Consider the following 25,278-nt stretch of genomic DNA (forward strand, 5'->3'; position numbering starts at 1 on the left):
CTTCTTATTTTTTACTTTGCATTGTATTTCATCCCAACAGAAAAAGGTAACTCGAATGTTTCGAGTTACCTTTTTCTGTTCTATTACCAAACAAATAAACCAACAATCATTGCACTTAATAATGAAACAGCAATGCCACTTACGAGAAGCTTCCATACGTTTTTACCAATAATGGCTGCCTTGTCTTTTGATAAAACTGAATTATACGTTCCATAAATCATACCAACTGTACTAAAATTCGCAAATGACGTTAAGAAGGTTGTTGCAACAGCGATAGTATGTGGAGGAAGAGTATCTAAGTTATTTTTTAAGTCCATCATAGCTACAAATTCGTTTGTAGCCAATTTAATACCCATCAATTGTGCTACATACATGGCGTCATGTCCTGTCAAACCAAGCAAAAATGCAAATGGGCTAAAGATGAAGGAAAAGATTTTTTGAATCGTAAGACCATGTACAATAACACCCAAAACCCCATTAAGGCCAGCTGTAAGAGCTACATAACCAATTACCATAGCTAAAATAACGATAACCATATTCATACCGACCAACATACTATTCGAAATCGTTGAGAAGAAATCCTTTTTCTCTGATTTTGGCGGTACATAAATAATGTCTTCTTCTTTTTTCACATGAATTGGATTTAAAATACTAACTAAAATCAGTGCATTTAAACAGTTTAACGGAATGGCGCTAAATACGTATTCTGCTGGGACCATTGATAAATATGCACCAAGGATGGATCCACTAATACTACTCATACTCATAATTCCAAAAGTAAGCAATCGATTGTCCTTTAAAACAGATAATTGATCGCGAATGACAGCTAACGCTTCCGTATTACCCAGGAACATCATTTGAATGGAGAAAAAGCTTTCCAGTTTGGGCAGACGAGACACTTTTGAAATAACCCAACCACCCTTATCAATAATCCATGTCAAAATTCCAAAATAAGATAAAATATCAAAAAATGTAACGATAAAAATAATGGGAAGCAATGCACTGAAGAAAAAGTCTACTGTTTCATTTGCCATAGCAGTTGGAAAAACAAAACCTATACCTTCATTTGCACATGAAATTAACCACGTAAAGAAAGATCCAATCTTATTAATAACCCAACTACCAATGGTTGTGCCTAACATAAACCATGTAATGAGCAATTCAACAATGATAAGAGATACAATCGGTCTCCATTTCACCGCTTTCTTATTCGGTGAACATAAAAATACGACGCCCATGACAACAAAAACGCCTAAAAGATTTAACAAAAAATACATAAAAGCAACTCCTAGATGTGAATTTAAACATCAAAAAACCCTTACTTTTCATAACTTCCCAAAAAAGAAAGAATGAAAAATAAGGGATTTAGAGACAGAGTAGTTTACACTACCCTCTTCTTCATACAAAATTTAATCAAACTTTCCTGTAGTCTAGTCTTTTACGGTTACTAGGTAGAAACGATCAGGCCATATTACTGATCATATACAAGAAAAATGTTCATAGTATCAAATGGTATGAAAAAGATATTACTCGCTTCTTTTTCATTAATCAATACGTTGGCCCTTATTCGAAATCATAAAATTATTGCAAAGGTTTACAAACATCTATTAATTCATATATGACATAGTATTAGCAAAGCTTTTTTTTTCATACTAATTAGGCGACATCCCCTATTTCTAGACTTTTCGCTACATAAAAACTTGCTATTCAATAATCACTTTGCTTTTAATTGTGATTGAAAACACTTTTCCTAAGTTGTCTAAGTATTACCCATGATCTCAAGTATTAGCTAGAATTTCTTTAAAATTTATTCGTACATAGTAAAACGCTAAATTAAAGTTCTTATAATTTTGAAAATAATATATAATCATATGTAAATACTTGAAAGGAGTGTTATAAATGAAAAACGTACAAATGGTGATTGAAAAGTAAATGGCATTCGCTATCTCTTTTCAGTCCAATTTATAAATCTAAAACTATGGAATGAAAAGAGGAATATGATGTTTTATCAAGATGAAGAGTTAATAATTCGACCAATTCAAAATGAGGATTTACCTAGACTTTGGGAATTAGCTTTTAAGGATGAATCGCCTGAATGGAAAAAGTGGGACGCACCGTATTATGAGCATAAAGCAATTCCTTACGATACGTTTATGAAAAATGCAGAATCATACGTTGCACGAGATAATTTCTGGGCTATTGAAGTGGCTGGGCTAGTTTGCGGAATTGTTTCGTATTATTGGGAACATGAACCTTCCAAATGGCTTGAAATGGGGATAGTTTTTCACGAAGCCCCGAGCTGGGGAAAAGGTTTAGGGACACGTGCTTTAAAACTTTGGATGAACCATTTGTTCACTACAATGCCGCTCGTTCGCGTTGGCTATACAACATGGTCAGGTAATAAACGCATGATTCGAGTTGGGGAAAAGTTAGGGATGACAATGGAAGCACGCATTCGAAAAGTACGTTTTTATGATGGTCAATATTATGATTCTATTCGAGTAGGTATTTTGCGTGAGGAATGGGCATATAATAAAAACATAATTCGCTAACTACTACCTAGTTATTAATGATTTAACCAGTTTTCACTTTTCAACTAATACATTTTTTCATTATTCCAAAAATCAGTTGACACTTTAATGAATTGAGAGTAAATTCAGTATTATAAGTAAAAGCGATGAAGAGAAAAAGTAAAATGGTAGGATTTCTTTGAAGAGAGCTTCGGTAGCTGAAAAGAAGCAGAAAAACTCCGTTTGAACAATGGCCTCTGAGCTCTACATTGAACACGCAAATTGTTTGCGCTTGAGATGTAAGCGGGATTTGGTACCCGTTATCAATGCCACAGTTTAGAATTCATTTGGATAGAATTCTGTACTTGCAGAGGTCGCTTATGTGAGTAAGTGACGAATAAAGGTGGTAACACGAGTATAAAATCTCGTCCTTTTCAATCTAAATGATTGATGAGGACGGGATTTTTTTATTTCAATCCTCATCAAGCAAAACAAAACAATAGGAGAGTGTTTAGCATGACAGAAGGTTTATTAGTTTTACAATCAGATTTTGGTATTAGCGACGGTGCTGTTAGTGCAATGCATGGAGTGGCAAATTCTGTTCAACGCGGCTTGCCTATTTTCGATTTAACACATCAAATTCCACAATATAATATTTGGGAAGCCTCTTATCGACTATTACAAACGATTAATTATTGGCCCGAGCAAACAGTTTTTGTTTCGATTGTGGATCCAGGTGTTGGTTCTGATCGGAAAAGTGTTGTAGTTAAAACGGAGAAGAACCAATATATCGTAACTCCAGACAACGGAACGTTAACTCATGTGAATAAATTCATCGGCATTAAGGAAATTCGCGAAATTGACGAAACAGTAAATAGGCTACCAAACTCTGGAGAATCACATACTTTCCATGGTCGAGATATTTATGCTTATACAGGTGCCCGACTTGCATCTGGTTTTATTCAATTCGAGGAGATAGGGCCATCTCTATCTTTATCATCCATAATCCAATTTCCTTTAATGGATTCGAAGTTCGAAAATGAAGGATTCACTGGTATTGTTGATATTATCGATCGCCCATTTGGAAATTTATGGACAAATATTAGTCGAGTGCAATTTAAACAATTGGATGCAGATTATGGAGAGTCATTCCAAGTCTCTATATCCACAAATGGTCGTACGATTTACGAAAACGTATTAACATACGGACGCTCGTTTGCAGCTACTTCTATTGGCGAGCCCCTCTTGTATGTAAATTCCTTAGATAATATTGCCATTGCCATCAACCAGCAGTCTTTTGCAGAAACTTATGGTATTGGTACTGGAGTTAACTGGGAAGTAAAAATTCTTAAAGTACCTCAAGTTGTATATAACTAATTTGTGATTCCTGATAAAATAAATATAAAAATTAAGGGAGAATGATGAATGAAGAAGTCTATTTTTTCTACAAAGACAGTCGTTGCCATTGGTATTGGCGCAGCTGTGTTTCTTATTTTAGCAAAATTTGTGGCGATTCCTACTGGGATTCCAAATACGACAATTCAAACCGCTTATGCATTTTTAGCACTTATTGCTGTTCTTTTTGGTCCAATTGCAGGTTTGTTTGTTGGTTTAATCGGTCATGCATTGAATGATTTGACCTCATATGGTTCTGTTTGGTGGAGTTGGGTAATTACTTCGGCATTTGTTGGGCTTGGCATTGGTGTATTCTACAAATATTTTTCGGTTGAAGATGGCGAATTTGGACTTAAAAAAATTATCATGTTTAACATCGTTCAAATAATTGTTCAAGCAATTGCTTGGTTCTTAGTTGCACCAGGACTTGATATATTAATTTACGCAGAACCTGCAAATAAAGTATTTACACAAGGTATTGCAGCAGGTATTTGGAATATCGGAACTGTTGCTGTACTCGGAACAATTTTGTTAACTGCTTATGCAAAAACAAGAACGAAAAAAGGAAGTCTAAGCTACGAGGATTAAATAAGTAAGGAGATATACATGAGAAAACCAGTTATCGAGTTTCAAGATTTTAGCTTTCAATATGATAGCCAATCGAAACCTACGCTCCACAATATAAACTTAACTATTCATGAAGGGGAAAAAGTTTGCATAGTCGGCCCTTCTGGTTCCGGAAAAAGCACGCTCGTTCATTGTTTGAACGGGCTTGTTCCTTTTGCATACAAAGGAGAAATATCAGGCAACCTTAAGATTAATGCAAAAGAGACACGTGAGCTCGACCTCTTTTCTATTTCACAAACAGTCGGTACCGTCCTTCAGGATACAGATGGGCAGTTCATCGGGCTGACAGTTGCTGAAGATATTGCTTTCTCTTTAGAAAATAATGCCGTTCCTCTTAGAGAGATGAAAGACCATGTGCAAAAAGCAGCTGAACTTGTCCAAATGTCTTCCCATTTGAATGCACGGATCCATGAATTATCGGGTGGTCAAAAACAACGAGTAGCGTTAGCTGGTGTTCTTGTAAATGATATTGAAGTTGTATTATTCGATGAACCACTAGCAAACCTTGACCCCGCTTCTGGAAAAAAGACAATGGCATTAATCGACAAGCTTCAAAAAGAGTCGAATAAAACCATAATTATTGTGGAACATCGGTTTGAGGATGTATTATCGCAGCCATTGGATCGTATTATTTTGATGAATCACGGGCAAATCATCGCAGATGTTAAACCAAATGAAGTGCTTGCCGGACCTCTATTGGCAGAAAATTGGATTCGCGAGCCACTCTACATTAAAGCTTTAAAATATGCTGGCTGTGAGCTAACAAAAGAGATGGCATTAACCAACGTAGAAGAGTTAGTAAAAGAAGCATTTCAAGAAAAATTAGCAAATTGGCATGCGAGTGACCATTCTACAACCCAAAAAGTACATGAGACAGAATCAGTATTATCTTTAGAAAATATAAGTTTTCACTACCCTAATAAAACAAATATCATAAAAAGCGTTTCATTTAAATTACATAAAGGTGAAATGATTAGTCTTGTCGGTGCAAATGGTGCAGGTAAATCGACTCTTTCCTCACTTATTTGTGGATTTGAAAAACCAAATGAAGGTATCATTTATTTCGGAAACATCGACGCTAAAAAGGACTCCATAAAAGAACGTGCACAGCGAGTAGGATTTGTATTACAAAATCCAAATCATATGTTTTCAAAGCAAATTGTATTTGAAGAAGTGGCATTTGGCCTAGCTCAAAAAAATGTTTCAGAGGCTGAACTTAAAGCACGAGTAGAAGATACACTGAAAGTTTGCGGTCTATATCCATTTAGAAATTGGCCCATTTCGGCTCTTAGCTACGGTCAGAAAAAACGATTGTCTATAGCAACAATCTTAGTGATGGAGCCTGCTATTATGTTGCTGGATGAACCGACTGCAGGTCAAGACTATAAGCACACAACAGAATTAATGACGTTTTTAGAGGAACTTACTAAGAATGGAATAGCTATTATTCTCATTACGCATGATATGCATTTAATGACGGAATATACAAATCGCGCAATTGTATTATCTAGTGGGGAGATTTTAGCGGACGATTCCCCGGCTCATATTTTATCGAACCCTGAGCTTATTAAAGAAGCAAATTTAAAAGAGTCTTCATTATATGAACTAGCGAAACATTATAACGTCTCGGACCCTTCACATTTTGTTGAGCAATTTATTCAATATGATCGGGAGGTGCGTGCTAGTGAACAACGAACTACTGAGCTATATTGAGCGAGACTCGATCGTTCACCGTCTAACAGGAGCAACAAAACTAATTTGTTTTCTTCTATGGTCATCTGCTGTGATGTTTACATATGATACTCGGTTTCTATTGTTCATATTGTTTGCAAGTTTTGTTTTATTTTACATGTCAAAAATAAAACTGAAAGAAATTAGCTTTGTACTAGGATTCATTTTATTTTTTCTATTGCTAAACAATTTTGCAATTTATTTGTTTGCACCTCAGCATGGAACAGTGATCTATGGAACTTCTCATCCGATTACCGGATCAATTGGACGCTATTCAATTACATTAGAACAGTTATTTTATCAATTAAACATTACATTGAAATATTTTGCAGTCATCCCTCCTGCGTTACTATTCCTTGTGACAACACATCCAAGTGAATTCGCAGCATCATTAAATCGTGTAGGCGTAAGCTATCGCCTAGCCTATTCGGTATCAATTGCCTTACGGTATATTCCAGATATCCAGCGCGATTTCAAAACGATCGCCCGTTCCAAGCAATCCCGTGGTGTAGATATGTCTCGAAATGAAAAATTGGGGAAACGCATTAAAAATGCTGGTTCTATTATTTTTCCACTTATCTTTTCTAGTTTAGACCGCATAGAAACTGTTAGTAATACGATGGACTTGCGTAGCTTCGGAAAGTTGAAAAAACGAACATGGTATGGCTATAAGGAATTTAAAACGAGAGACTTTATCTCTATTTTCATTACTTTTCTTTTTTTCGTATTAATGGTTATGCTCATGTTCATAAATGATGGTCGTTTTTATAATCCATTTGTTTAACTAGGAATACTCGATACCAGGTTCTAACACAACTCTATTAGATCCTGGTATCATAATGAATTTTTTATTATTCAACAATTTGTAGTATGATTCGTCCGCGTCCATGCCCACGTTGGCTAAGTTCATGAGCTTGTGCAGCTTCATGTAACGAAAACTTTTGTCCAACAAATCCTTTAACCTTACCTTCATCCATTAGTTGCGCAATAGTTTCCAAATCTTTTTTAGCAAATGCTCGGCTTGGTTTTATTAATCTAACTCCCTTTTCTTGAGCTCTCTCTAAAGATGGTTGACCTGCTATTGAAATTAGCACTCCACCTTTTCTAATGACCGACCAGGATTTTTCAAGCGTCTCTCCTCCAACGGTGTCTAGCACGAAATCCATATCTTGAACGACCTTTTCAAATTGAGTTGAAGTATAATCAATAACCATATCTGCACCTATAGAACGGACGTATTCCAAATTGGTTGGGCCGGCTGTGGCCGTCACGTGAGCTCCCATCCACTTTGCAAACTGAATCGCAAACAACCCAACCCCACCTGCAGCCCCGTGAATCAAAACTCGATCTCCTGCTTTTACATTGCCATCATTGAATAACACTTGCCAAGCAGTCGTTGCACCACCTGATATGGCTGCAGCTTCATTGAAACCAATCGATTCTAATTTCAATGCAATTGTATCGATTGAAACAGTCGTATAAGTTGCGTAAGACCCATTTGAAGTACGTCCAAATACCTCTTGCCCTACTTTAAACTCGGTAACACTCGCTCCTACTTTTTCAATTACTCCTGCAAATGCGCTACCTGGAATTACAGGAAAGTGCACTGGCATTGGCATCCATCCTTGACGTATTTTCCAATCAATAGGCAAAACACCTGAGGAATGAACTCGAACAAGCACTTCATCTTCCTTTGGCTCTGGTCGTTTCACCCGCTCTACCTTCAATACTTCAGGACCACCGAATTCACTATAACGAACTGCTTCCATCTCGTTCATCACCTTGCAACACTTCCTCTTTTTTATTTTTATGATCTTTTATCTTTAAATAAATTGTTTAATGACGTAATATGATATTTACTGAGTATACTCACAAACTTAATATACTGAGTATACTCAGTATATAAAAATGCGTCAAGGAGAATGTCATCTATGGTACAATCAAAAGCCCCTACAGCAAGCGATCTATTACAAATACTTTTTAAAACAAATCACCTTTTACACCAACAATTCGAAAAACATATTGCTAATTATGGGATTCCTGATTACTTAACAGGACCAAGGCTCAGATTTCTCATCGTCCTTGAAGAAAATCCGAATATCCGAATGAATGATATTGCCAAACAAATTGGAATACAACCTAGAACTGTTACGCAATATGTTGATACCCTTGAAAAAGAAGAACTGCTCATTCGTCTGCCAGATCCCGAAGATCGCCGAGCTACATTACTGCAATTAACCGAAGCGGCACTACCACTAATAAAGAAATCTCGTGCAGGTATGAGTGAAGCCGCAGAAAAATTACTGGAGCCTTTATCAGATGAACAACGGATTCAGTTTTTAACCATACTTAGTACACTTAAATAAAAGAATGATCCCTCTTCCTAAAGGGAAATGACCGTGGAAGGAAGTCCATATAAAAAATCCCTCTCTGTTTTTATAAACAAAGAGGGATTACTTATTTTATATTACGCTTTAACTGTTTCTGCTGATAATGATTTTGCAACTGCAGTTACTTTTTCAAGACCTTCTGCAACAATTTGTCCTGCTTTATCTGGCATTGCATTGTGACCTTCGATAATTACTTCTTCCACTGACATTCCGAATACGCCTCCAAATACATTGCGCATATAAGTAGCAGCCATTTCCATCGGCGCTGTTTCTGGAGTAGAGTAAATTCCACCACGTGCACTTAGGATAATGGCTTTTTTCTCAGGCATTAAACTAATTAATTGACCTTCTGGACTATATTTAAATGCAAAACCAGCTTGATACGTATAATCAACAAATGTTTGTAATGCTGCTGGGATTGTTAAGTTCCAAAGTGGGAAAGCGAAAACAACTACATCAGCAGCTGATAAAGCATCCATTGCTTTTTGTTTGGCAGCTAAAATACGTTGCTCCACATTTGATAATTCTTGTTCGTTTTGCATTTTCCCAAATGCGTTGAATAAGTCTTGACCAAAGTAAGGCATGTCCTCTGCAAACACGTCGAAAGTTGTTACGTTAAGGTCCTGTGCATTCTTTACTTCTTCCATAAATGTTTCATACATTTTGCTTGATATAGCTTCTGTCGCTGGACGGTTATTTGCTTTTACTACTAATATATTCATTATATATTCCTCCAAATTGTTTACTATAGTTGGGTTTTCTTAACCATTCAGTATCTTACCATATGAACTTATTCAGATTCTACTTATTTGTCTCGAAGTCGAACCATTTGCGAAACCTAATTAGTTAGCAAACTACAAATATAATTGAATAAAGCTGTTTAACTAGGATTTTCTCTTAGTTAAACAGCTTTTTTGCTTTATAAGTAAATACTATTAGGATATCGGATAATACTTCATATTCGCTAAAATTTGCTCATATTGTAGAAACTCTTTTAAATTGCTTAGTTCCTCAGTCCTTTTTAACGTAGATAAGGCACTCTCAATTAAAAATTTTCTTGGTTCTTTATTGTTCATTATTTCCTCTTGGATAAAATACAACAAGTTTAAATAAGTTGTCATTCTTTTTCCCTCAATAACTAATCCCTTCTCAATTACCTTTTTTAAGTTTAATGTGGAAAATGAAAATTCATTGTTAAAAAAATCATTATAATCCGATTGAGGCAATAATGTATTTAACTTTTCGGATTCGAATAAGTGAACGCCCTTTGTACTAATATCTTCTAAAATTGTAATTACTCGATCCATCGAATAGTTAACTATTTCCTTCATTTTAAAAGTTGTTTTCAAAGTATGACTCATATAAAGAATATTTTGCACTACACCCGTAAAAATAACTGCACAGTCCATCAAATAGATTTCTTTATCACGAGGAAAAATATCTAAAAAACGTTCATATACCCAATGTAAAAATAAAAGTTTGAACTGTTTTATGAATTTAATAAGATCTGGATCACTTGATACCAGCACATCGTCGATCAATTGATTTAACTTGTTTTTTTTATTTAATTTCATTATAAAACTGATCTGCTCTTTGAAAATATTAATGTCACTAACTTCTTCTCCAATGAGTAGCTTGTCTCTCTCTATTTGCATATTTTCTAGAATAAGATTAAACACAGCTTTAAACAGTTCACTTTTGGAAGAAAAATAATTATAAAATGACCCTTTTGAAATACCGCTATGATCTAAAATATCTTGAATGGACGTAGCGTGATAGCCTTGTTCAATAAATAATTCATGCGCTTTATCTATGACATTCCTTTTTTTCTTATTCATCGCTTGTACTCCTTTAGATATTAATCATTCTAACCATTATATCACAGGTCACTTATACCACTAGTATATTTTTATACACCTAGTATATTTTTCTTGCTAATTGAGTTTCATAGGTGTAATATAAATTTTGCCAAACTAAAGGTTCGCAAATGAACTATTAGTATATAAAAATAAAAGGAGAATACTAAATGCCTGAAAAACAAACAAAACCTCCATATGGTTTGTTAGCAATACTAATGACTGGAGCTTTCGTAGCTCTATTAAGTAATACACTTTTGAATGTCGCTTTACCTGCCATTATGAAAGAATTTGATGTCAGTGCTTCAACGGTACAATGGTTGTCGACTGGTTACATGTTAGTGAATGGTATTATTATTCCTACTACTGCATTCTTAATTAAAAAAAATACAGCCAGACGTTTGTTCTTAACTGCTATGGGATTATTCATAGTTGGTACATTAATCGGTGGATTTGCACCAAACTTCCCAGTTTTATTAGCTGCTCGTATGATACAAGGTTCTGGAGCAGCATTAATCATGCCACTATTAATGACTGTACTATTTACAAGTTTCCCTCCTGAAAAACGTGGTTCTGCTATGGGAATGTTCGGGATTGTAATGATTTTCGCACCCGCTATAGGACCAACACTATCCGGTTGGGTTATCCAACACTATGATTGGTCTGTGTTGTTCTTAATGATGATTCCAATTATGATTCTAGTGTGGGTTTTAGGATTCTTTAAATTAAAAGATAAAAAAGAGAAAAGCAATGATAAAATTGATGCGCTATCAGTTGTTTTATCGGCTTTAAGCTTCGGTGGTATTTTATATGGATTTAGTACAGCCGGTAATCATGGTTGGTCTACTCCTAGTGTTTACTTAACAATTATTGTTGGAGTCGTGTCTTTAGTTACTTTAATTCTAAGACAATTCAAATTGAGCCAACCAATGTTAGATTTTAGAGTATATAAGTATCCAATGTTTGCTCTATCTTCTGCCATTTCAGTTACATTAAGTATAGCAATGTTCTCGGCTATGCTGTTAATGCCAATTTACCTTCAAAGTATTCGTGGTATTTCTCCGATGGATTCTGGTTTACTCATGTTACCAGGAGCTCTAATAATGGGGATTATGATGCCAATAACAGGAAGAATCTTCGATAAATTTGGTCCTAAAATATTGGCATATGTAGGTTTAGCAATAGTGATTGTTACAACATACTTATTTAGCCTGTTAACAGATTCAACAGGTTATACTCATTTAGTTGTTATTTATTCGATCCGTATGCTTGGTATTTCTATGGTTATGATGCCAATTATGACAAACGGTTTAAATCAAATACCACCAGCTCTAACACCACACGGTACAGCTATGAACAGTACCATTCAACAAGTTTCTGGAGCTATCGGGGCTAGCTTACTTGTTACAATAATGTCGAATCGCACGACAACCCATATACAAGAAATGATGACCGAAGCCACAGCTAAGTTAACGACTTCTCCTACAGGAGAAGCTTTACAACAATTGCAACAACATGTTGGAATGGAAGCGATGATTTCAGGTATTAACGATTCATTTTTAGTTTCTACTGGTATTGCTGTTGTAGCGTTTATTCTATCCTTATTCCTAAAGCGTACAACTGGTGGAAAATCTGCAGCTAAAGCGGTAGAAAAATAAACACCTTATAGCAAGCATAATATAAACTTAATTCAAAAAACACTAGCTTCCATTAAGGGCACCTGGTCATCACCAATTCCCGAGTGATTTGGACTAAACATCGGCTACACTATTAATGAAGAATTTCAAAGAGGATCTGGATGTGACTGCGTCACTTCCAGATCCTCTTTTTTCGGTAATCTTGTGGCGGATGTTTGTCCGTCGCCCTCTTGAAATTGATAGAGACAAGGTACATAAGGTTTGGATAATGAGTGAATAAATCCTATTCTACTTTTTTAAAAGCGGACGAAGATACAATTTCGTCCGCTCTGCTCTTCCTTATTAATGGATACTATCTACTTTTTCAGTTTCCACCAATTCGAATCATCTGCCCACTGATTCCTGTATACAGTGTACCGAAAAAGAAAAAAACAAATTAGATCAAGCCCTTGTAAGGTTAAGTTAATACTAGATTTCTAGTATATCAATTTCATATACATTTGTATGAACACAGCAGCTTTACTCATATTTAAAAATTAATAGGATATCCAATGACAATCAAAATAATGCCGGTTGAAAGTAGAAATTAGCTTTTTCGTGGTAGATGGTGGCTCACGTGAAACGGGAGCCATGGTAGTTTCTTATCTTTTTAAAAAGGTTGTCTCTTAAGTAGTTTCGCTACTTAAAGAAAACATTTTATCTATTCCTCAAATATTTGTTGCTGTTCTTTTATCGCATTTTTGCGTCGGTATATTTTAATATTCGGTATTAATATGAGAATAGCAGTTGCTATACCGAATATACCAGCTGTCGAACTGATTGTACCCCGGTATGAAGCATGATCTGAAACCATTAAGTTAAAAATACCCATAATAAGATTACCAAGAAATAGAACAGTAAAAAGATTAAGTATACGATTATAGTAAGAAATTTTGGATGAAGTATCTGTATAAATTTCGAAAGGTCCTTCCGCAGCTTTCTTCCGAAAGTACGCCCAGCCTCCAAATTTATTCACAACCTCAATTCCACTTTCCTTTAAAAATTCTAAATAATCATTTTTGTTTTTCAAAGCAAGCCCCGCGAGCAACTCATTACGATAAATATAAGCTCCAGGCTCACCTTTCACAAGTGTATATCGAAAGACCATAATTTTTTTAAAATGCCAGCCATTCTGCGCCATCTCATTTACCCACTGTTCTTCTTTTTCATAATCCACATAAAAACGATATTTTACTTTTTTCATTATGATTTCTCTCCCTTCGTTATTTGTAGGCCATTTTCATACAGTTCATGTAGTCTTTTTATTTCTGACTGAATAATTGATTTCCCTAAACCTGTAATAATGTATTCTTTTTTGCGTCCATCTTCATCGAATGTAACAATCCATTTCCGGTCGATCAATGTTTTAATCGCACCGTAAATTGTTCCGGCCCCAAGCCGAACACGGCCATTACTTAGTTCCTCTGTGAGTTGCATAATGCCATAACCATGTCGCGGTTCATAAAGTGATAACAAAATATAATACACACCCTCTGTTAACGGCGGATTGTTCTGTCCCATAAGTATTCCTCCTATCGCCTCCTGATATATCGTCAGCTGATATAAAAACTATATCAACTGACGATATACTTGTCAAAGAAATTTTTGCTTAAAAAAGGATAACCTTCAATTGATAACGAATTAGAATTAGTAAGGGAGGAATTTGATGACACATCTTATAACCGATTATCTTGGGAGAAAAATGCACATTTCCACCCCACCAAAAAGGATCATTTCGATTTGTCCAGCAATTACGGAAACACTCTTCGCTCTAGGTCTTGAGAATGAGATAGTAGGTCGAACGAGATATTGTATTTTCCCAAAAGGAATTGTAGAGCACGTGCCTATTGTGGGGGGCACAAAAGAAGTAAATATAGATAAAATACGTGAGCTACGGCCAGATCTCATTTTAGCTGAAAAAGAAGAAAACACGGAAGACATCGTGCGTGCACTCGAAAAAATTGCCCCAGTTTTCGTTATGGAGGTTCAATCCATACAGGATGCTTACCGATTTTTACAAACACTTGGAGAACTGGCGAACAAGGAACAAGCTGCAGATATGCTCATTACTTCCTGCAAATCATCCTTCGCTTCCATTCAGCATAAGCAATATCGAAAAGCTGCATATGTTATTTGGCGTAAACCATATATGGTCGTTGGAGGAACTACTTATATAAATGATGTATTACTTAAACTAGGTTTCCGTAATCCTTTTGAAAAAGAAGATTCTAGGTATCCTGCGGTGACAAAAGAGGAACTGGCAAATGCCAACCTAGATGTCCTTTTGCTCGCTTCCGAACCATTTCCTTTTCAAGAAAAACATCTAGCAGAATTCCAAGCATTTCTTCCTAACACAAAGATCGTATTAGTAGACGGTGAAATGTTTTGGTATGGGACTAAAATGATAACATCTGGACCATATTTAGAAAATCTAATTAAAAATATTTAGAGAATTATAGTAGGGCTATCTTTGAACTTACTAATCTAAGGAATGTGTACCATTTTAAGCGGTTTCTTTACTGTTTGATGGTAAAATAAAAGATAGACAAATTTTTGTAAAAGGAGATATATTCATGAACATTTCAGTTAATTATTCAGGAGATTACAACCAACTTCTTACATCTGAATTGGAAAGTAAATTAAAAGCTATTCACAAAGGAATTCATACTAAATCTGCAGAAGGGGCCGAATATTTAGGGTGGGTAGATTGGCCGAGCACTATCAATCAGGAGTTTCTAGAAGATATAAAAGAAACTGCAAAACACATTCGCTCGACTTCGGATGTGCTAGTTGTTATTGGTATAGGTGGCTCCTATCTAGGTTCGAAAGCAGTCATTGAAGCTCTTTCTACACCATTCAAAAAACAAACCGACTTAGAAGTTATTTTTGCTGGCCATCTAGTAAGTGGCGAATACTTAAAGGAACTGATTACATATTTAGACAATAAAGAGGTCACATTAAATATCATTTCAAAATCAGGAACAACCACAGAGCCTGCTATTGCTTTCCGCTTTTTACAGCAGTACATGGAAAAACGGTATGGAGATCAAGCTACATCCCGCATCTTCGTTACAACAGATGAAGAAAAAGGAGCGTTACGCTCACTTGCTATCGAAAAAGGTTATCGACGCTTTGTCGTACCAGGTAATATTGGAGGACGATACTCTGTTTTCACGGCAGTTGGTTTGTTACCTATCGCAGCAGCAGGTTACGATATCGAAAAACTAATCAATGGGGCAAAAATAGCAGAGCAGGAATTTGGAGTATTTGATACAAAGTCAAATAGTGCCATTCAATATGCAGTTATTCGAAACCATTTGTACAATACAGGATACCCAGTCGAAATCATGGCAACGTTTGATGAAAAGTTAACTTATGTACAAGAATGGTGGAAGCAATTATTTGGAGAAAGTGAAGGAAAAGAAGGGAAAGGAATTTTTCCAGCATCTGTCCTTTATTCAACCGACCTACATTCCTTAGGTCAGTACATCCAAGATGGAAAACGCATGTTATTCGAATCTTTTTTAATGGTGAAAAGTGTCCCAAGTGACTTAATGGTTTTTGAAGCAGAAAATAACGGGGATGAACTGAACTATCTAAGTGGTCTATCTCTTCACGAATTTAATATGGCATGTCATGAAGCAACCGCTACCGCTCACCTGGACGGAGGCGTGCCCCAACTCACAATTACGATAGAACAACTAGATGAACAACATATCGGCCACCTTTTATATTTTTATATGATGGCTTGTGCGTTTAGTTCTTACCTTCTCGACATCAATCCATTCGATCAACCGGGCGTGGAAGACTACAAGACTAACATCTTTAAAATTCTAAAAAAACCTGGTTACTAAATAAAAAGCACGTTTTGTCCGAGGACAAAACGTGCTTTTTATATTTTATAAATTCTCGCTTCGTAAGGTGCTAGATGGATTGTTGTGATCTCTTCGTGCTCGTTAACCTTTAAGTTTGAAAGCAGTAAATTCGGTCGCTTATAGATAATGCCTTGCACTTCAGCTACTTCAATTGGTTCCTTTGATAAGTTACTTAATACGATTACTTTTTCCTCGTTAAACGTACGAGTATATGCATAAAGTGTCGTGTGTTCCTTTAACACCAAATCATAATTTCCATAAGTGAAAATATGATTTGTTTTACGTAAGCTAATCATATTTTTATAATAATTTAATATAGAGTTCGGGTCGTTTTCCTGTGTCTCTACATTAATTTCTGTGTAGTTCGGATTCACACCTAACCATGGTGTTCCTTTTGTAAATCCTGCATTTTCAGCGTCAGACCATTGCATCGGTGTTCGCGCATTGTCACGGCTCGTTGCCCAAATAGTTTCCATCACTTGATCATGCGAATCTCCTTGGCTTAGTCTATATGTATATAGACTTTTACTAGCCACGTCATTATAATCCGCAATTGATTGGAACTGGACATTAGTCATTCCCAATTCTTGTCCTTGGTAAATAAACGGAGTTCCTTGCATAAAGAAGTACATTGTTGCTAATGAAGTAGCACTTTCTTTCCAATATGCCTGATCATTTCCCCAAGTAGAAACGCTACGCGCCTTATCATGATTTTCTATAAATAAAGCATTCCAGCCGCTTCCTTCTAATGCTTTTTGCCATCGAGTCAAAACACTTTTGAGCCCTGGAATATCCAACTTCTTCTTTTCTGCATCCCATAAACTCAAATGCTCGAACTGAAAAATCATATTGAATTTCCCTTGTTTCTCATCTACCCATCCATGAATCTCATCAATTCCAACACCATTTGCTTCACCGACTGTCATAATATCGTACTTTGCAAAAGTCTCTTTCTTTAATTCTTCTAAAAACGGCATAATTCCTGGAACATTCATATATTTTTCCCATGCAGGAACATATGGAGCTTTTCCTTGATTGGGCATATTTGCAAACGAATTGTCTTTTTTAATGTGACTAATCGCATCGACACGAAACCCATCGATCCCTTTATCTAGCCACCAATTCACAGTATTATATAACGCATTTCGTACTTCTTCGTTCTCCCAGTTTAAATCAGGTTGTTTTTTAGAAAATAAATGCAAATAGTATTGCTGAGTTTCTTTATCGAGTTCCCAAGCAGACCCATTGAAAATACTTCCCCAATTAGTTGGTTCTTTTCCATTTACACCGTCTCGCCAAATATACCAATCACGCTTTTCATTATTTTTCGAGGAGCGTGATTCAATAAACCAGCGGTGTTCGTCACTTGTATGATTAATGACTAAATCAATGATGAGTTTCATATCACGTCTATGCACTTCTTGAAGTAACTCATCAAAATCTTCCATTGATCCGAATTCATCCATGATAGCTTGATAGTCACTAATATCATATCCATTATCATCGTTTGGAGACATATACATTGGACAAATCCAAATAACATCAATCCCTAAATCTTGTATGTAATCTAATCGCGAAAGCAGTCCTTGTAAGTCGCCAATTCCATCATCATTAGAATCTTGGAAACTACGAGGATAAACTTGGTAAGCAACTGCCTCTTTCCACCATATTTTCTTCATTTCTTCCCTCATTTTCTTGTTGGTTTTTATTCGCCAACCATTTTAATATTTCCGCATGAATCTCGTTCTATTAAAGTAGTTGGTACAAAATGATGTTTTACCGGTGCTTTTGGATCTATTATTTTTTCTAATAGAAAGTTGGCAGACTGGAAGCCCAATTCAAAAATCGAAATGTCCACAGAAGTTAGAGGAGGCTTTACATAGGCTGATAAGGAGTGGTTGTTGAAACTCACAATGGAAATATCCTTTGGGACCTGTATGGACAGCTCTTCTAAATATCGAATGATTTCATACGCTACTAAATCGTCATGTGCCACAATTGCTGTAGGGGGTACTTCAAGCTGCATCAGCTCTTTTATACTTTTATTCCCTGTTGCTTTAATGGCTTCATCGTGTATAAAGTACGCATCTGAATAGAAAAGACCTGTGTCTATTAATGCCTGTTGATAACCTTCTAAGCGGTCCTTCGAAACTACAAATTCGAGATTCCCTCCGATAAATGCGATCTGCCGATGCCCTAGGTTAAATAGATATTCCACAACATCATGAGCAATTTTCTGATTATCGTTGTCAATATACGTAATCTCATCCTCATATTTATAAGGACGGCCTACCATCGTAAATGGAAACTTCGCATCCTTTAAAAAAGCCATTGTACGATCATTAACACGAGAATAAAGCAGGATAATGCCATCCACCTTTCTCCCTTGCACCATTGACACAACTTCTTGATAGATTTCTTCCTCGCTGCCACCTGTAGATAGGTAAATGCCATATTTACTAGCGTGGGCACTTGTACAAATGCCGCGGATGACTTCTGGAAAGAACGGATTTTGAAATGCCAATGAGGTAGAATTCGACATGATAACACCTACCGTTTTCGTGCTTTTTGCGGCTAAATTTCTTGCTTGAAAGTTAGGGTGATACTCTAACCGTTCCATTACTTCCCTTACTTTGCGCTTCGTTTGTTCACTAATTCTTGGGTTGTCTGCAATTACACGAGAAACGGTAGCTGGAGAAACATTCGCTTCTTTCGCCACATCAATGATTGTAATAGCCAATAGAATCCCCTCTTTTCAATATTTTACTTTACTGCTCCATCTGATACACCTTTAATAATTTCTCGTTGTGCAAAGAAATATGCAATAACTACTGGAATAATTGCCAATGTAAGACCTGCTAAGGCAAGATGCCATTGTTTTGTATATTCTCCGAAGAAAAAGAACATTTTCAATGGAATTGTCTCCATTCCTTTTTGGTTAATGACTAGAGAAGGAAGCAAGTAGTCATTCCAAATCCAAATGGTATTTAATATGCCTACAGTCACTGTAATTGGCTTAAGCATCGGAAAAATGATATACCAAAAAACTTGGAATCTATTTGCCCCATCAATTGTAGCAGCTTCGTCTAAAGTACGAGGGATGGAGTTTAAGGCACCATGATATAAAAAAATGGATAAACTCGCACCAAAACCTAAATACATGAATATTAACCCCGCTCGGTTCAACATCTCAAACTTCCCAAACACCGTCACGAGAGGAATCATAACAGATTGAAAAGGGATTAGCATCGCCGCTACAAAAACAAAGAAAATAATAGTGCTTATACGCCCTTTTGCACGAGACAACGCATACGCTGCCATTGCTGAAAAAATAATGATTAGTACAACACTAATTACTGTAATAATGAGTGAATTAGCAAAAGTTCTTAGAAAGTCTAATTCTGAAAATGCTTGCACATAGTTATCGAACGTAACGGAACTTGGAGGTTTTAACGTATCTTCAAAAATTTCTCGTTTTGTTTTTAGCGAATTAACAACCATTAGGTAGAAAGGAGCTAACCAAACAATCGCCAAAAAGATACCCAATACTTCAAGTGGAATTAAATACTTTTTACGCATTACATTTCCACCTCACGTTTCTTATTAATATAAACTTGCACTAAAGCAACCACTGCAACAATTAAGAAAAATATGACCGCTTTTGCTTGCGCATATGCCATATCATAACGACCGAACGCTGTATTAAATATCTCCATCGCTACCATTTGCGTTGAATTATACGGTCCTCCTCCAGTTAAAGAAAGGTTTTGATCATACAACTTAAATGTATTGGAAAGCGTTAAAAACATACTTACTGTAAAAGCAGGAGCTACTAGTGGAAAAATTACACTACGAAATCTTTGAAAAGCATTGGCACCATCAATTTCTGCCGCTTCAAGCAATTCCTTTGAAACACCTTCCAAGTACGCAATATAAATTACCATAATATATCCAGACATTTGCCAGCTCATTAAGATAACAAGTCCCCAAAAGCCAGTACTGGTGGTAGATAACCACCCTTGTAAACTCTCTATACCTACTATTGAACCAAAGCCTGCAAATGCTTTCGTGAAGATAAACTGCCAGATGAATCCAAGGATTAATCCCCCAATTAGATTTGGCATAAAGAAAATGGTACGCAACACTTTATTTGTTTTTAATTTGGCTGTTACTAGTAGTGCAAGTGATAAGCCAATTAGATTGATCAGAATGACCGATACGACGGAAAACTTCGTTGTAAACCATAACGAATTAAGGAAACGTTCGTCTTTGAATAATGCTATGTAATTATCAAAGCCAACAAAGCCTTTCGTCTGAATTCCATTCCAATCTGTGAAAGAATAATAGATACCAAGAAATAAAGGAGCTATTACAACTAATGTCAATGCGGCCAAAACTGGCATTAAAAATACCCAATATGATAAATCTCTTGTGCGCATTCGCTCACCTCCCAAATGACAAACATGCATCTTTACCCATTACTTGGTTTCAGACCATGCTTTTCTCTCTTTTTTTACAAAACAAAGTAGCGCAGTGGCTACTTTGTTTTGATGCTTTCGCTTTTCTTATTTACGATCAGTTTCCCATGCTTTTTTCGTTGCATCGACAACTTCTTCCCAAGTTGCTTTTTTACTTAAATATTTCTGAATTTGAACCCCTAATTCGTCTTGACCCCATCCAGTAGGATATCCCATGAAAGTCCAGCCAATTGTTTTGCCCTTCTCTGCATATTCATATACATCTTTTGAAAGTGGATCAGAGATCTTAGATGAATCATATCCTTCGTATGCTGGGATGAATTTAAAATCGTTTAACACTGTTTCTTTACCTTCATCCGAAGTATATAGCCAGTCTAGGAATTTTTTTGATTCTTCGATTACTGCTTTATCTGCCTTGCTATTTACACCCCAATACATCGGGATCCCAACTGGAATAGTATCACCTTTGTATCCTTCTACAGGAATCGGTAATATTCCAATGCCGTTATTTGCAAAATCTTCATCAATCCCTGCAATCGATCCATATACCCAGTTACCTTGTTGAATAATCGCTACTTTTTGAAGAGAGAATAACTCTTCTACTTGTTTTGAATAGTCTAAACTAACTGTTGGTTGCACCGAATAGTCATTTTGAAGATCTAGAACTTTTTTGAATGCATCACCATATTTGAAATCGACAGTTTTAGAATCAAATGCAGTTAAAACATTATTGTCAAATTCTGGAGCTAAGAAAGCATTTGATAAATGCAATCCAGTTACCCATGTTTCTTTACCAGGTAAAGCAAATACCGCTTGTAGACCTAATTCAGATTTTTTGCTATCTAATTTTTTTACCGCTGCTTCTAAAGAAGCGAAGTCTTTAATGGAAGCTGGATCAACTTCTGCTTTTTCAAATACATTCTTGTTATAAATTAAACCATAACCTTCTTGGTTGTATGGAAGTCCCAATACTTTTCCATCTACCGAAACTCCATTAAGTGAGCCATCTAATGCTGCTTTTGCTGCTGCAGAATCGGACAAGTCAGCTAATTTGTCTAACCAATCTGCTACATCTTGAGGACCCCCGATATTATAAATAGCTGGCTCATTGCCTGATGCAAACTTGGAACGAAGAGCTGCACCGTAGTCTTCTCCACCACCAACAGTTGTGATATTAATTTTTACATTTTCATTTTCTTTTTCATATGCTTTTGCAACTTTTTCAAACTGATCTTTAAATTCTACTTTGAATTGGAAGACGTCTAACGTTACTTGCTCTTCTTTCGAACTACACCCCGTTAAAATTGCTGCAAAACTTAGTGAAGCTGCTAATAAACCTGCACGCCATTTTCTTTTCATATTTCTCCCCCACACTTTAAAATTTTAACTTCCGTGAAAACGTTTGCACAAGTGACCAAAAATAATGGCAAAGCTTGTGAAAGCGTTTGCGCAAATTAACTAAATTTATCCTACCATACCATTTATATGATTACAACACTATATTTTTTCGCAATTCAGATTTCAAAAAACATGCACATGTTTCAATTGGAGTCATCTAAGTGAATTTGTAATGAAGGGCACTTTCTACGTTTTAAGGCCCCCCAAGTCTATTCACTCCTCATTCGTCGAAATTAAACATATGCATAGTAAAGTTTAAATATGAAACGATTCTTATTTTATTGGGAAGCTTGTCCTCATCTTTTTAATAGGACGATTAGTTTACTCGGTCAATAATGAGCATAGCTGCTCCAAGCATCCCGGCTTCATTCCCAAAAGTAGCGCGCTTCAATTCCAGCGGGCTAAGTTTCAGTGACTCTACTTTCGCTAAAAGGTTTTCCCACCAATCATCTGCAGAATCTGAAACGCCCCCCCCAACTACAACACAGTCCATATCCAAAACCGCTTGTAGTGTGGAAATCACTACTGCAAAATCGGAAAGAAATCGTTCGCGAACTACTATTGCACTTGTATGCCCATTAGTTGCTAATCGGAATAGATTTTGTGGTATTGCTAATTGCCCTGTTTCTGGATCAATAACATTCTCCTCTTGAATCAATCTACTTAGCGCAGTCCCAGATACATATTGCTCACTACAACCCGGTCTACCACAGCCACATACTAAACCATTTGGATACAAGATTAAGTGACCTACTTCTCCCGCACCTCCGTGGGTACCATTCATCACTTGCCCGTCAAAGACAAACCCACCGCCTAGTTTCGTCCCAATTGTTAAACAAACTACTTTTTGGAAATTTGCTGCTGCACCAATTTTCGCTTCTGCAAGCGCAGCACAATTGGCATCATTATTTATTTCCACTCGAAGCCCTGTTGCTGCTTCTAATTGCGCTTTTACTGGTGTTCCTTGCCAGCCTTCTAGTTCTGTTTCGAATGTTACAACACCCGTTTTTGCATCTACCATTCCCCTTGTACCAATTCCGATACCCGATAGATCAGGAAATTCCGTCATTACTTTTAGCACCTGTTCTTCTAAGTATGGATACAATGGTAATTTTGTTGGGATTTTTTTATCAGCTAAAACTTCCCCGTTCTCCTTCACTACACCTAACCTGATTTTGGTTCCACCAATATCAATACCAAGTATTTTTTTCAATGTCCTATCTCCTTCCAAAAGCAAGCACAAATGCCTCATAAGGGCGTACTATCATGATATCTCCTTCTATTTCAGGAGTTTCATAGTTAGCTATTATCACTTTGCCATTATCGTTTCTTCTATCATATACATTCCAGTCGAATTGTTCCATTTCCTTCGAGAAATTAGCTACAATTAGCCATTCTTCTTCCTCAAATTGTCGTTTATAAACAAACAGATTGGGATGATTCGGCAGTAATAATTGGAAACTACCATTTGTGATAATATCATGTTCTTTTCTTAATTTGATTAATTTTTGATACGTATAAAAAATGGACGACTCATCGGCAAGTACCTGTTCTGCATTAATTTTAGCGGTATTTGTATTCATCTCAATCCAAGGTGTTCCCGTAGTAAATCCTCCATCAACCGTCCATTGCATCGGAGTTCGAGCATTGTCCCGCCCTTTGGCATAAATACTCTCCATGATCGATTCATGCGCAATTCCTTGCTGACGTTTTTCTTTATACATATTAAGTGTTTCAATATCTCGGTAGTCGCTAATATTTTCAAATCTTACATTTGTCATGCCCAACTCTTCCCCCTGATAAATATAAGGAGTACCTTGTAGCATATGAAGACAAATCGCTAACATTTTTGCAGACACTTCACGATAATCTTTGTCATTCCCAAAACGCGAAACGATTCGCGGTTGATCGTGGTTATTCCAATAAAGACTATTCCACCCTATTTGATGGAGAGCGTGTTGCCACTTTTCTAAATTAAGTTTTAATTCCACTAAATCTAACGGCTGGACGTCCCACTTTTCATGTGGCCCACTATCCAAATCCATATGCTCAAATGTGAACACCATATTCACTTCTTGATTTGCAGAATTGGTGTAGATTCGTGCTTCTTCAGGAGAGGCTCCTGGCATTTCCCCTACGGTTAACACGTCATAATGGCGCAAAACCTTTTCGTTCATCTCCTGCAAATAAGTATGAATTTTCGGCCCGTTCATAAAATAAGGACTTCCATCTCCATACTGTTGCTCCGAATGGACAACCCCATTAGGTAATTTCTCATCTTTGGAAATAAAATTAATGACATCCATGCGAAAGCCACCAATTCCTTTGTCCAACCAGTATGTCATCATTTTATAAATTTCGTTTCGAAGAGGCTCATGTTCCCAGTTCAAATCAGGTTGCTTTTTAGAGAACAAATGCAAATAATACGAATTTGTAGCATCCTCTTTCTCCCAAGCAGAACCAGAGAATATAGAACCCCAATTATTTGGAGGGTGTTCATCTTTACTGTCTCGCCATATGTAATAATCGCGATACTTGGAGTTCTTGGAAGATCGTGATTCAACAAACCAAGCATGCTCATTAGATGTGTGATTCACCACAAGATCCATCACAATTCGAATGCCTCGTAATTTCGCTTCATCAATCAGTTGTTCAAAGTCTTTCATTGTCCCAAATTCTTGCATAATAGCTTGATAGTCTCGTATGTCATAGCCGTTGTCGTCATTTGGAGAATCATATACTGGGCTAAGCCAAATGACATCCACACCTAATTTTTCTAAATAATTCAGTTTGGAAATAACCCCTTGTAAATCACCGATACCGTCTCCGTTAGAATCCATAAAGCTTCGTGGATATATTTGATAGACAACACTCCGCTTCCACCAAGACTCTCTTAATTGAATCATATTCTTTCACCACCCTATACTTTCTTGATAGAATTATTCTAATCTTTCCACAATTTTTATGCAAGCGTTTGCATAAAAATATTAAACTTTTGAGAATAGCGACAACTGCGATTTAAGTCCACCTTGTCCTTACTGTTTCCCAAGTACTTTGGACGGAACATTGGCTACACTATTGCCGTTGGAGATTTTGTAAATCGTGAAGTGAGGTACCTCACTTCACGATCCACTTTTTCTGTAATCTTGTGGCGGATGATTGTCCGTCGCCCTCTTGAAATGTGGAGTCACGATGCATAAGGTTTGGTTAATGAGAGATTAAATCCTGTCCTACTTATTAAAAGGCATCCGAAGATACAATTTCGGATGCTCTTCACTTCTTGATTTTCTATAGTTCTACCAATAGTAAGATGAAAGCCATCTGTATGCTTTCTTCAATAAG

Annotated in this window: 22 protein-coding genes, 1 riboswitch and 1 other annotated feature; of the genes, 9 read left to right on the forward strand and 13 right to left on the reverse strand. The window is 36.4% G+C overall.

Features of this window, described 5'->3' with window-relative positions; all coding sequences use genetic code 11:
* Positions 1-83: 83 nt before the first annotated feature.
* On the reverse strand, positions 84-1,277 hold the full coding sequence (locus PB01_RS18675; protein ID WP_151701572.1) for a nucleoside transporter C-terminal domain-containing protein: 1,194 nt from the start codon (positions 1,275-1,277) through the stop codon (positions 84-86).
* 129 nt (positions 1,278-1,406) lie between these two features.
* Positions 1,407-1,508, reverse strand: a riboswitch (purine riboswitch).
* Positions 1,509-2,000: 492 nt separating this feature from the next.
* On the opposite strand from PB01_RS18675, the gene PB01_RS18680 reads away from it, so the two are divergent.
* The 5 genes from PB01_RS18680 (at position 2,001) to PB01_RS18700 (ending at position 7,047) form a co-directional block, all read left to right on the forward strand.
* Positions 2,001-2,552, forward strand: a complete 552-nt coding sequence (locus PB01_RS18680) for a GNAT family N-acetyltransferase (RefSeq protein ID WP_151701573.1) — start codon at positions 2,001-2,003, stop codon at positions 2,550-2,552.
* Positions 2,553-2,668: 116 nt separating this feature from the next.
* Positions 2,669-2,946: a binding site (T-box leader), on the forward strand.
* An 80-nt stretch (positions 2,947-3,026) separates the two neighbouring features.
* On the forward strand, positions 3,027-3,887 hold the full coding sequence (locus tag PB01_RS18685; protein ID WP_151701574.1) for an SAM hydrolase/SAM-dependent halogenase family protein: 861 nt from the start codon (positions 3,027-3,029) through the stop codon (positions 3,885-3,887).
* A gap of 48 nt (positions 3,888-3,935) precedes the next feature.
* Positions 3,936-4,493: an ECF-type riboflavin transporter substrate-binding protein gene (locus PB01_RS18690; RefSeq protein WP_151701575.1), complete on the forward strand. Its 558-nt coding sequence runs from the start codon at positions 3,936-3,938 to the stop codon at positions 4,491-4,493.
* A gap of 18 nt (positions 4,494-4,511) precedes the next feature.
* The gene (locus tag PB01_RS18695) at positions 4,512-6,245 is read left to right on the forward strand and encodes an ABC transporter ATP-binding protein (protein ID WP_151701576.1); all 1,734 of its coding nucleotides are present in this window, start codon (positions 4,512-4,514) and stop codon (positions 6,243-6,245) included.
* Entirely contained in the window at positions 6,196-7,047 is an 852-nt protein-coding gene (locus tag PB01_RS18700; protein ID WP_404815092.1) for an energy-coupling factor transporter transmembrane component T family protein, read from the forward strand. Before PB01_RS18695 ends, PB01_RS18700 begins: the two co-directional genes overlap by 50 nt.
* Before the next feature lie 67 nt (positions 7,048-7,114).
* Here the strand turns inward: PB01_RS18700 and PB01_RS18705 are convergent, their stop codons facing one another.
* Entirely contained in the window at positions 7,115-8,041 is a 927-nt protein-coding gene (locus tag PB01_RS18705) for an NADP-dependent oxidoreductase (RefSeq protein ID WP_225986288.1), read from the reverse strand.
* A gap of 153 nt (positions 8,042-8,194) precedes the next feature.
* On the opposite strand from PB01_RS18705, the gene PB01_RS18710 reads away from it, so the two are divergent.
* The gene (locus tag PB01_RS18710; RefSeq protein ID WP_151701579.1) at positions 8,195-8,629 is read left to right on the forward strand and encodes a MarR family winged helix-turn-helix transcriptional regulator; all 435 of its coding nucleotides are present in this window, start codon (positions 8,195-8,197) and stop codon (positions 8,627-8,629) included.
* Positions 8,630-8,730: 101 nt separating this feature from the next.
* Here PB01_RS18710 and PB01_RS18715 read toward each other — a convergent pair whose 3' ends face one another.
* Both PB01_RS18715 and PB01_RS18720 read right to left on the reverse strand, forming a co-directional pair.
* A complete protein-coding gene (locus PB01_RS18715; protein ID WP_151701580.1) occupies positions 8,731-9,375 on the reverse strand; it encodes an FMN-dependent NADH-azoreductase in 645 nt (214 codons plus the stop codon).
* A 213-nt stretch (positions 9,376-9,588) separates the two neighbouring features.
* Positions 9,589-10,491 carry a TetR/AcrR family transcriptional regulator gene (locus PB01_RS18720; RefSeq protein WP_151701581.1) on the reverse strand — a complete coding sequence of 301 codons (903 nt, stop codon included), beginning with the start codon at positions 10,489-10,491 and terminating at the stop codon, positions 9,589-9,591.
* Between the two features lie 188 nt (positions 10,492-10,679).
* Here PB01_RS18720 and PB01_RS18725 point away from each other — a divergent pair, with 188 nt between their 5' ends.
* Entirely contained in the window at positions 10,680-12,167 is a 1,488-nt protein-coding gene (locus PB01_RS18725) for a DHA2 family efflux MFS transporter permease subunit (protein WP_151701582.1), read from the forward strand.
* A gap of 679 nt (positions 12,168-12,846) precedes the next feature.
* Here PB01_RS18725 and PB01_RS18730 read toward each other — a convergent pair.
* Both PB01_RS18730 and PB01_RS18735 read right to left on the reverse strand, forming a co-directional pair.
* Positions 12,847-13,389, reverse strand: a complete 543-nt coding sequence (locus PB01_RS18730) for a DUF2812 domain-containing protein (protein ID WP_151701583.1) — start codon at positions 13,387-13,389, stop codon at positions 12,847-12,849.
* Positions 13,389-13,706: a PadR family transcriptional regulator gene (locus PB01_RS18735; protein ID WP_151701584.1), complete on the reverse strand. Its 318-nt coding sequence runs from the start codon at positions 13,704-13,706 to the stop codon at positions 13,389-13,391. The genes PB01_RS18730 and PB01_RS18735 overlap by 1 nt, the downstream gene beginning before the upstream one ends.
* A 145-nt stretch (positions 13,707-13,851) precedes the next feature.
* Between PB01_RS18735 and PB01_RS18740 the strand changes: the two genes are divergently transcribed.
* Together PB01_RS18740 and PB01_RS18745 are read left to right on the forward strand one after the other, a co-directional pair.
* A complete protein-coding gene (locus tag PB01_RS18740) occupies positions 13,852-14,634 on the forward strand; it encodes an ABC transporter substrate-binding protein (protein WP_151701585.1) in 783 nt (260 codons plus the stop codon).
* Between the two features lie 124 nt (positions 14,635-14,758).
* Positions 14,759-16,039 carry a glucose-6-phosphate isomerase gene (locus PB01_RS18745; RefSeq protein ID WP_151701586.1) on the forward strand — a complete coding sequence of 427 codons (1,281 nt, stop codon included), beginning with the start codon at positions 14,759-14,761 and terminating at the stop codon, positions 16,037-16,039.
* A gap of 38 nt (positions 16,040-16,077) precedes the next feature.
* On the opposite strand, the gene PB01_RS18750 is transcribed toward PB01_RS18745, so the two are convergent.
* From PB01_RS18750 to PB01_RS18780, 7 genes are all read right to left on the reverse strand, one after another.
* Positions 16,078-17,739, reverse strand: a complete 1,662-nt coding sequence (locus PB01_RS18750; protein ID WP_151701587.1) for a glycoside hydrolase family 13 protein — start codon at positions 17,737-17,739, stop codon at positions 16,078-16,080.
* Positions 17,740-17,765: 26 nt separating this feature from the next.
* Positions 17,766-18,800, reverse strand: a complete 1,035-nt coding sequence (locus tag PB01_RS18755) for a LacI family DNA-binding transcriptional regulator (protein ID WP_151701588.1) — start codon at positions 18,798-18,800, stop codon at positions 17,766-17,768.
* 23 nt (positions 18,801-18,823) lie between these two features.
* The gene (locus PB01_RS18760; RefSeq protein WP_151701589.1) at positions 18,824-19,639 is read right to left on the reverse strand and encodes a carbohydrate ABC transporter permease; all 816 of its coding nucleotides are present in this window, start codon (positions 19,637-19,639) and stop codon (positions 18,824-18,826) included.
* Positions 19,639-20,499, reverse strand: coding sequence for a carbohydrate ABC transporter permease (locus tag PB01_RS18765; protein ID WP_151701590.1), 861 nt, complete (start codon positions 20,497-20,499; stop codon positions 19,639-19,641). The genes PB01_RS18760 and PB01_RS18765 overlap by 1 nt, the downstream gene beginning before the upstream one ends.
* Before the next feature lie 126 nt (positions 20,500-20,625).
* Positions 20,626-21,897, reverse strand: a complete 1,272-nt coding sequence (locus tag PB01_RS18770; RefSeq protein ID WP_151701591.1) for an ABC transporter substrate-binding protein — start codon at positions 21,895-21,897, stop codon at positions 20,626-20,628.
* 355 nt (positions 21,898-22,252) lie between these two features.
* A complete protein-coding gene (locus PB01_RS18775) occupies positions 22,253-23,149 on the reverse strand; it encodes an ROK family protein (protein WP_151701592.1) in 897 nt (298 codons plus the stop codon).
* Positions 23,150-23,153: 4 nt separating this feature from the next.
* Positions 23,154-24,842, reverse strand: coding sequence for a glycoside hydrolase family 13 protein (locus PB01_RS18780; protein ID WP_151701593.1), 1,689 nt, complete (start codon positions 24,840-24,842; stop codon positions 23,154-23,156).
* Positions 24,843-25,278 lie beyond the last annotated feature (436 nt).

The sequence above is a fragment of the Psychrobacillus glaciei genome (assembly GCF_008973485.1).
Classification (GTDB): Bacteria; Bacillota; Bacilli; order Bacillales_A; family Planococcaceae; genus Psychrobacillus; species Psychrobacillus glaciei.